The sequence below is a fragment of the Arenibacter algicola genome, from assembly GCF_018860365.1.
Taxonomy (GTDB): Bacteria; Bacteroidota; Bacteroidia; order Flavobacteriales; family Flavobacteriaceae; genus Arenibacter; species Arenibacter algicola_B.
This window is the reverse complement of record NZ_JAHKPO010000028.1, coordinates 38,965-47,728: the sequence shown is the minus strand read 5'-3', so window position 1 is coordinate 47,728 and position 8,764 is coordinate 38,965. Positions and strand designations below refer to the sequence as shown.

The window sequence follows — 8,764 nt, the reverse complement described above, 5'->3', positions numbered from 1 at the left end:
CCAGATTTTGGACTTGATCCATTTTTAACTCTTTGAATTTATCCCAATCGATTAATGCTGTATTAAGGACTGAAGCCTAAATATTAAAGTAGAAGATGGGTTGAATCAAGTATGGGAAGATTTTTATGAGGTTATCAAATAAATCCATATTCAACATACAAAATCGAAAAATGAATTGTTTTAAACTTGTTGTACCTATGTTGTACCCAATACAATCAAAAAAGCCCTCCCATCTGGGAAGGCTTGATTTTACTAGTGGTCCCACCTGGGCTCGAACCAGGGACCACCTGATTATGAGTCAGGTGCTCTAACCAACTGAGCTATAGGACCATTTCCTTTTTTGCTTCCAGCTTCAAATACGCTTATTTGAAAAAGCAATCGGGAACCGCAAATTGCGGATGCAATATTACTACTTATTTTTCAACGCTGCAAACAAAATTACAAGCTTAATTGGGCTTAGCTATACACTACCGCCGCAAATATCATTCCTCTCCGCTTTGGGGAGTTGCAGAGGAATCTTCCTGGCAAAGCTCTATCAGCACCCCATTGGTACCCTTAGGATGTAAAAAGGCCACCAATTTGTTGTCCGCACCCTTTTTGGGAATTGTATTTAAAACCGTAAATCCTTCTTTGGCCAAACGCTTTATTTCAGCTTCTATATCGTCTACAGCAAAAGCAATATGGTGCACCCCTTCTCCCCTTTTCTGCAAAAATTTTGCTATAGGGCTATTGTCATCAGTCGCTTGTAACAATTCTATCTTATTGGGACCAGCTTTAAAAAAAGAGGTTCTTACCCCTTCCGATGCTACTTCCTCAATTTTATAATGGGGCACCCCCAATATTTTTTCAAACAAGGCATTGGAGGTTTCCAAATCATGTACCGCTATACCCAAATGTTCAATTTTGTTCATATTCACCCTTTTTATACTATCCCAAATTCATTGGATTCCGTAATGGCCCCTCCTGCCCTTTCTTTCAAAAATACCACATTACCCATAATCCAAAGCTAATCGGTACCCAATCATAGAATCTATATAAATATATCGTATTTTTGTGCCATGGAGACACAAAGACAGAAGAAAATAGGCGGGGTCATACAAAAAGATATAGCCGATATTTTACAACGTGCGGCCACCGATGGCGGACTAAAAGGTACGTTAATTTCGGTATCCAAAGTGTCGGTCACCACAGACCTTTCCATTGCCAAAATATATGTGAGCATTTTTCCTGCTACCAAAGGCAAGGAATTATTGGAAGGCATTAAATCCAATCAGCCCATGATAAAGCACGAACTGGCGCAACGTACTAGGCATCAGTTAAGGAGGGTTCCAGAACTTTTGTTCTTTTTGGACGATTCCTTGGAATATATAGACGGCATTGAAAAATCGCTAAAGGGCGAAGAAAACCCTGTTAAGAATCCTGATCTGTTGGAAAAAAGGAAAAAATCATAAGATTGAACTTCCCTTTATACATAGCAAAGCGGTACTTACGTTCCAAGAGTAGCCAAAATGCCGTAAACATCATCAATTTTATTACATTTCTGGTCATCGTAATTGGATCGGCAGCCCTTTTTATTGTGCTCTCCGGTTTTGCCGGACTAAAAACCTTTAGCCTTTCCTATACCAACATGGTAGATCCCGATCTTAAGGCATTACCGCTAACCGGCAAATTCTTTAGCGTATCGGAATCCCAGGACCAGGCACTTCAACAACTGAATGGCGTTGTGGCCTATTCCAAGGAAATTGAGGAAAAGGTTTACCTGACCCATGACCAAAAGGCCCATATTGCCTATATAAAAGGAATAGATTCTACCTTTTTAAAAACTACGCCCATAGATAGTAGCCTGTACTTTTATGGAGATTGGGCCATAAACGGCTTACAGGGGGTAGCCGGACAAGGAATTGTTAATCTATTGGGATTGAGCATCAACAATTTTCGGAGTCCGTTGGTCATTCGTGTCCCCAAACCGGGAAAGGGCCTCTTGGGCCAACGCTTGTTAAAGGACAGTTATAATGAGACCAACCTGGTCATAAGTGGTATATACCAGATTGAGGAGGAACTGGACAGAAAATATGTCTTCGCGGACCTGCCCATGGTACAGGCCCTGTTGGAAAAGGACAGTACCCAGATATCCGGTATAAACTTTAAATTCAAGGACGCCGCCAATATTGCTGATCTGAGACAGCAAATTGAAGCTATTTTTCCAGGTCAGGTCGTACTAAAAGACCGCAGGGAATTGAACAGTACCCTGCATAGAATGTTAAATACGGAGAACCTTGCCACCTATCTTATTTTTACCCTAGTACTTATCATTGCCCTTTTTAATGTGGTGGGCGCCATCATCATGATGATTCTGGACAAGCAGCAGAACTCCAAGACCTTGTATAACTTGGGTACTACCATAAAGGCACTTCGTAAAATATACTTTGTACAGGGTATATTGGTAACGGGATTGGGCGGCCTGATCGGTGTATTTTTGGGTTCCTTGTTAATATGGTCCCAATTGGCCTTTGGATGGTTAAAAATAACGCCTAGCCTGTCCTATCCAGTGGAATACAGCTTGATCAATGTTTTGATAGTATTGGCCACCATTATTGTCTTGGGCATAATTGCCTCCTTGATCGCCAGCAGTAGGATCAATAAAAAATTAATAGCACACTAGCCTACAAATTCGAAATCTCCGAATTTTTCCATTACCTCATCAAAAGCCTCAAAGACATCTACCGAATGATCACTGGTGACCATCTTCATACGGTACTCCTTAAAATTTGGTATTCCCTTAAAATAATTGGTATAGTGCCTGCGGGTTTCAAAAACACCCAATTGTTCCCCTTTCCAATCTATGGCCATTTGTAAATGACGACGGGCAGCATTAACCCGTTCCTCCATGGTGGGGGGAGCGGCATGTGTTCCTGTTTTAAAATAGTGCTTCACTTCTTTAAAGAACCAAGGATACCCTATACTGGCTCTACCTATCATGGCTCCGTCCAAGCCATATTCGTCCCTCATTTTCATGGCCATTTCAGGAGAATCCACATCACCATTTCCAAATACCGGAATATGCATACGCTGGTTGTTCTTTACCTCTGCTATAGGTCTCCAATCGGCTTCCCCCTTGTACATCTGTACCCTAGTTCTGCCGTGAATGGATATGGCCTTGCAACCTACGTCCTGTAGCCGCTCTGCAACCTCAACTATTTTAATGGAATCGGAATCCCAACCCAAACGCGTTTTTACAGTAACGGGCAACTTGGTATGCTCTACCATAGCCTTGGTCAAGGAAACCATTAGGTCTATATCCTTGAGGATTCCGGCCCCAGCACCTTTACAGACCACTTTTTTTACGGGACATCCAAAATTGATATCGATAATATCGGGCCCGGACTTTTCCACTATCTCTACAGATTGTAGCATGGAGTCCAGGTTGGCCCCAAAAATCTGGATCCCTACCGGACGTTCCTTTTCATAAATATCCAACTTCATTACGCTTTTGGCAGCATCCCGGATAAGGCCTTCCGAGGAGATAAATTCTGTGTACACCACATCTGCTCCCTGCTCCTTGCACAAGGCACGGAAGGGTGGGTCACTAACATCTTCCATTGGTGCAAGCAACAATGGGAAATCCGGTAATTGAATGTCTCCTATTTTAGGCACAGTATATATCCTTTAATTTTTGGGACTGCAAAATTACTGAAAAATTCTATAATCCTAAATTTCAAGGGATAAGAATAGTTTAACAGCTAAACGGAACGAATAACACAGTTCAATTTTAAATACACTTTGATCCTAATAATGCATAGGGAGATTTAATTATAGAGTAAATTAGCCCTCATGTTATCTCTTATTTCCTTACCATACGAGCCAATTCTGTTTGGCATAAAGGTCAATATGCACTTGGTTTTGGAATATTTGGCTTTTTTTGTTGGTTTCCGATATTATCTCTATTTAAGAAAGCGCACAACGGACGCCATCTCCACCAATAACCGTTTGTCCATAATTATTGGTGCCATATTCGGGGCATTATTCTTTTCAAGACTTATGGCCTTTTTAGAAAACCCACCCCTACACTATTCCCAAGGCATAATACCCCTCCTTAACAACAAAACTATTATGGGCGGACTCTTTGGTGGGTTATTGGGTGTGGAGCTGGTAAAAAAAGTGATCGGGGAAAAGCAGTCTTCCGGGGATCTGTTCACCTTACCCATTATTGTTGGTATCATAATAGGTAGATTGGGCTGCTTTTTGGCAGGAACAAAGGAATTTACCTTCGGGAAAGAAACTAACTTTTATTTTGGTATGGATTTAGGGGACGGACTTTCCAGACATCCTATTGCGCTTTATGAGATAGTTTTTTTACTAGGTCTGTTCTTCCTGATCCAACAACTTCAGAAATCTAGACAACCCCTTAAAAAAGGTAGCCATTTCAAAATTTTCATGATCGGGTACTTTTCGTTTAGGTTTATGTTGGAATTTTTAAAACCCAATTCCTATTTCCTATTTGGCCTGAGCAGCATTCAATATTTATGTTTACTTTGTTTGCTGTATTATTATAAATCCATTGGAGAAGCCATTCGTTATGCCTACAAGAAACTATACCTACTATGATTTTACCCTAAGTCTTTGCCCCGAATGCTTAAGACGGGTAGATGCCAAGATCGTCTTTGAAGATGAAAAAGTATACATGCTTAAAAATTGCAGGGAGCATGGAAGATCAAAAGTGATCATTGCTGATGATATTGCGTATTACAAAAATATACGGAACTACAACAAGGCTTCCGAATACCCAAAGACCTTTAACACCAAAACCCATTATGGCTGCCCTTATGATTGCGGACTTTGTCCCGACCATGAGCAACACTCCTGCCTAACCGTCGTAGAAGTTACAGACCGCTGCAATCTTAGCTGCCCTACCTGCTATGCGTCCTCTTCGCCACACTACGGAAGACATAGGACACTGGAAGAAATAAAAAAGATGTTGGATGTTATTGTAAAAAACGAAGGTGAGCCCGATGTGGTGCAGATCAGCGGCGGTGAACCTACCATACATCCACAATTTTTCGAAATATTGGATTATGCCAAGTCGTTACCCATTAGGCATCTTATGGTAAATACAAACGGTATTGAAATTGCCAAGGATTTTGCCTTCGCGAAAAGGCTGGCCACTTACGCTCCGGACTTTGAAATTTATCTACAGTTCGACTCTTTGGACGATAAAGTTCTAAGAACGCTCCGCGGTGCCGATTTAAAACAGACCAGACTAAAGGCTCTTGAACATCTAAATGCACTTAACCTGTCCACCACCTTGGTGGTTACCTTGCAGAAAGGTTTGAACGACCATGAAATGGGCTCCACTATAGATTTTGCACTTAAACAAAAATGCGTTCGTGGAGTAACTTTTCAGCCTACCCAAATTGCTGGAAGGCTGGAAAATTTTCAGGTCCATGAAAATAGGATTACCATTACCGAGGTTAGACGCAAGATTTTGGAACAATCTCCAATTTTTGAACCGGACGACCTAATTCCCGTTCCCTGCAATCCAGATGCACTGGTCATGGGATATGCCCTAAAGATTGGGGAAGAGGTAACACCTTTGACAAGATTTATAAATCCGGACGACCTGCTAAATAGTGGTAAGAATACCATTATCTATGAACAGGACGAACAGCTACACGAAAAAATGATACAGCTTTTCAGCACAGGAAACTCGGTTGAAAAAGCTTCGGAAAATTTAAAATCCATCATGTGCTGTCTTCCCGAAATCGATGCCCCCAATATGGGCTACGACAATTTATTCAGAATTATTATCATGCAATTTATAGATGCCTATAATTTTGACGTTCGGGCCATTAAAAAGTCTTGCGTACACATCGTTAACAAAGATTATAAAATTATACCCTTCGAAACCATGAACCTCTTCTACCGGGACGATAAAATACAACGTCTAAACGAACTAAAAGCGGAAGCGGAACACAACCAATAATTAAATAATATAAAATTGCTTCTCCTCAATAACCCTACAGTCCATGGTTTGGCATAAAGTGGGTAGTGCGGTAAATCTTAATTGTGAAAATTACATGTGACCCCATTTTTCTCCAAGGTCTAATATAATTTTATGGTATATTTAATCTTCAATTTTAGCTATGTATATTTTATCCCTTCCTTTAGAAGTAGGTAACCTAGACGGACTAGTGGCAATCCTTTTTTTGATAATGTTCGGTCCGGCAATTCTATTAATAATAATCGGCTTTATATTGCGGTCCAAGCAGAAGAAAAAAGCCGGCAAGATATTATTTATTTTGGCCGGAGTTTATATGCTGGTCAGCCTTGGGGTTTGTGGAGCCTTGTTGGGCGGATTTTAGAGCCTGTCCCGTTCATCCGTATCTTTGGATTTATAGTTGTCCCTAATCTTCATATTGCCAAAGTTATACCTAAATCCAAGTGAAAATACCCTCCCGTCCGGTTTATATATGGATGTATTGTCCTGATTGCCGTACTTACGGGTGTTTGTTAGTTTAAACTGCTTAAGAACATCGGTAAGGCCCATAGTTATGGTTCCTTTTTTACCCCAAATATTCTTTTTCAAGGAAATTCCCCATTCATTGTAGTACTCCTGTCTGGAATTCCCAATAACGATAGGAGAAACGTAGCTGTAATTAAGGCTGGCCGTTAAAGAACGGTCTTCCAGCAGGGTAAAATTATTATTTAATTGAATTAAAAGCGTCCACTGGCCCTGGTCCAAGCTTTGTTGCGATAGAATATCGGTAAAACGCTCTGCCCCATAGTAGTAGGAAGATAAAAAATAGGTGTCCCAGGAATTGGATATCTCGTTCCTATAAATAAAATCCACTCCGTAGGCCAACTCCCTATCAACATTATCCGTAATAAATCTCAGTAGATTGCTTTCGTTTTCCTGAAAGGTCAACAAACGCATAATATTCCTATGATATCTATAAAAAAGCTCCAAAGTGTAATCCCTATCATACGTATAGGAGAGTATCACCGAATTCTTAAAGGACGGCTGAAGATTTACATTGCCCTCTACCACGGAATTATTACTTTGAAATACCTGAAAAGGATTAATCTTATTGTAGCTGGGCCTAATGATGCTTCTTTTATAACTGGCACCAAATCTATGTTTTACATTGGGGTTAAATTGTAAAAATAGGGTAGGGAACAATTCCAAATAATGATTCTTTATCTTGTCGGTACTCAAACTAAAATCGCCTTTAGTATTCGTATATTCAGCTCGCAACCCGGATTTCAACGTCCAATTGTTCCATTTCGCATCAAAACTGACGTAGCCCGCAAAAATTTCTTCGTCGTAAAAAAATGTGCCTTCCTCCGTGGACTCTATGCCTTCCTGGTCCCGGTCAAAACCCTCTTGGACAATATAACTTTCAGAATCTATTAGTGCATACTTTATTCCTGATTCAAAATTGGCAGTTTCCCCAATAGGAGAGATAAAATCTGTCTGTGCACTGTATAAATGGGTGTGCTGCTGATTAAAGGTATTAAAATTGTTCTCCCCGACTATAGCCCGGTTGCCATCGTAAAAATCGGTTTCCAATTCCTGGTTTTTATCATAATCATAATGGGTGTAATGTAAATTCGCCGCTAAATTGGAGCCTTGGTCATTAAAATTGTGTTTATAATCCAAATAAAAGGCTGCGTTGATCGATTCAAATTTGCCATCATTCAAGGTGTAAAAACCTGAGGTACTGCCATTATCAGCGTCCATTATTTGGGTGTCGGATAAATCCCTTGTCAAATAAGATGGCGTAAAGGTAGCGACGGAAGAAAAACTGATGGTATTATTGTCATTAAAAGCATAATCTAAAAAGGCACTGGTATTATGTTTTTTGCTTCTATAAATAACCTCCAGATCCGAAGTCCAGGTATCCCTAATTTGCCCATCCTCAATAAAATTGGTGATATCCGTAAAATTTGTTAAAATCTTGTTTTGTGTATAACTGTAATTAAAAGAGGCTTCCAATTGCTTACTCTTAAAAAAGTGGCTGGTACCGAGCATTTGCCGTGGAAATACCGCTTGACTATATTTATTATATACGGCTCCGTTGTAGCCCGCAATTAAATTCTTTTTCATTTTGATATTGATCAAGGTCCCACCTTCGGCATCATATTTAGCCGGTGGTGTGGTTATTACCTCAATAGACTGTACCCCTTTTGCCGAAGTGCCACTTAAAAGATTAAGAATATCCTCCGGTGGAAGGTTCACTTTCTTGTCGTTTATCATTATTTGCACTCCGCTTTCCCCTTTCACCTTAATCTCATCGTTCATAACAAATACGGTAGGAGTACTCTTAAGAACATCCCATAAGTCCGAATCTGAAAGCGCTGTGTTCTCAATATTAAAGACCAAACGATCTACCTTTTGTTCCAATGTTGGCTTTTGGGAGACTACCACCACCTCATTCAATTCCTGGCCTTTATCATCTATATAGAGTGGACCTATGTCCAAATCGGAATTTACCTCTACCAATTTATAGTTGGAATGGCTCCCAATATAACTGGCGCGTATCAAGTATTGGTTGAGGATTATATTATGGAAAGAAAAAAAACCTTTATCATCAGATGCGGCACCTTTAAAAAAACTGGTATCGCTTACTTTATAAAGCAGTATATTTGCAAAGGCAACCTCAGCACCATCTGTTTGCTTAACATGGCCCGAAACCTTGTATTCTTGCCCCATAACAGGGATGCAAAATAGAAGTAAGAATAGGGTCGAAACCTTTAACATTGTCAC

The 8,764-nt window shown here is 40.2% G+C and carries 7 protein-coding genes and 1 tRNA gene; 4 read left to right on the top strand and 4 right to left on the bottom strand.

Annotation, left to right across the window (positions count from 1 at the left end; translation table 11 throughout):
* Positions 1-256: 256 nt before the first annotated feature.
* Together KO529_RS21885 and mce are read right to left on the bottom strand one after the other, a co-directional pair.
* Positions 257-330 (bottom strand) — tRNA-Ile (locus KO529_RS21885).
* Between the two features lie 152 nt (positions 331-482).
* The gene (gene mce / locus KO529_RS21880) at positions 483-911 is read right to left on the bottom strand and encodes a methylmalonyl-CoA epimerase (protein ID WP_215949991.1); all 429 of its coding nucleotides are present in this window, start codon (positions 909-911) and stop codon (positions 483-485) included.
* Between the two features lie 147 nt (positions 912-1,058).
* On the opposite strand from mce, the gene rbfA reads away from it, so the two are divergent.
* The gene (gene rbfA, locus KO529_RS21875; protein ID WP_031446071.1) at positions 1,059-1,451 is read left to right on the top strand and encodes a 30S ribosome-binding factor RbfA; all 393 of its coding nucleotides are present in this window, start codon (positions 1,059-1,061) and stop codon (positions 1,449-1,451) included.
* A gap of 2 nt (positions 1,452-1,453) precedes the next feature.
* Positions 1,454-2,662 carry an ABC transporter permease gene (locus KO529_RS21870; protein ID WP_215949990.1) on the top strand — a complete coding sequence of 403 codons (1,209 nt, stop codon included), beginning with the start codon at positions 1,454-1,456 and terminating at the stop codon, positions 2,660-2,662.
* On the opposite strand, the gene dusB is transcribed toward KO529_RS21870, so the two are convergent.
* The gene (dusB, locus tag KO529_RS21865) at positions 2,659-3,654 is read right to left on the bottom strand and encodes a tRNA dihydrouridine synthase DusB (protein WP_215949989.1); all 996 of its coding nucleotides are present in this window, start codon (positions 3,652-3,654) and stop codon (positions 2,659-2,661) included. The two genes, KO529_RS21870 and dusB, sit on opposite strands and share 4 nt — an antisense overlap.
* Before the next feature lie 177 nt (positions 3,655-3,831).
* Between dusB and KO529_RS21860 the strand changes: the two genes are divergently transcribed.
* Together KO529_RS21860 and KO529_RS21855 are read left to right on the top strand one after the other, a co-directional pair.
* Positions 3,832-4,605 (top strand): prolipoprotein diacylglyceryl transferase, encoded by a 774-nt coding sequence (locus tag KO529_RS21860; RefSeq protein ID WP_215949988.1) that lies wholly within the window; start codon positions 3,832-3,834, stop codon positions 4,603-4,605.
* Complete coding sequence (locus KO529_RS21855) at positions 4,577-5,980, top strand: radical SAM protein (RefSeq protein WP_215949987.1); 1,404 nt, start codon at positions 4,577-4,579, stop codon at positions 5,978-5,980. The genes KO529_RS21860 and KO529_RS21855 overlap by 29 nt, the downstream gene beginning before the upstream one ends.
* A gap of 375 nt (positions 5,981-6,355) precedes the next feature.
* On the opposite strand, the gene KO529_RS21850 is transcribed toward KO529_RS21855, so the two are convergent.
* Positions 6,356-8,710 (bottom strand): outer membrane beta-barrel family protein, encoded by a 2,355-nt coding sequence (locus KO529_RS21850; protein ID WP_215949986.1) that lies wholly within the window; start codon positions 8,708-8,710, stop codon positions 6,356-6,358.
* Positions 8,711-8,764: the final 54 nt, after the last annotated feature.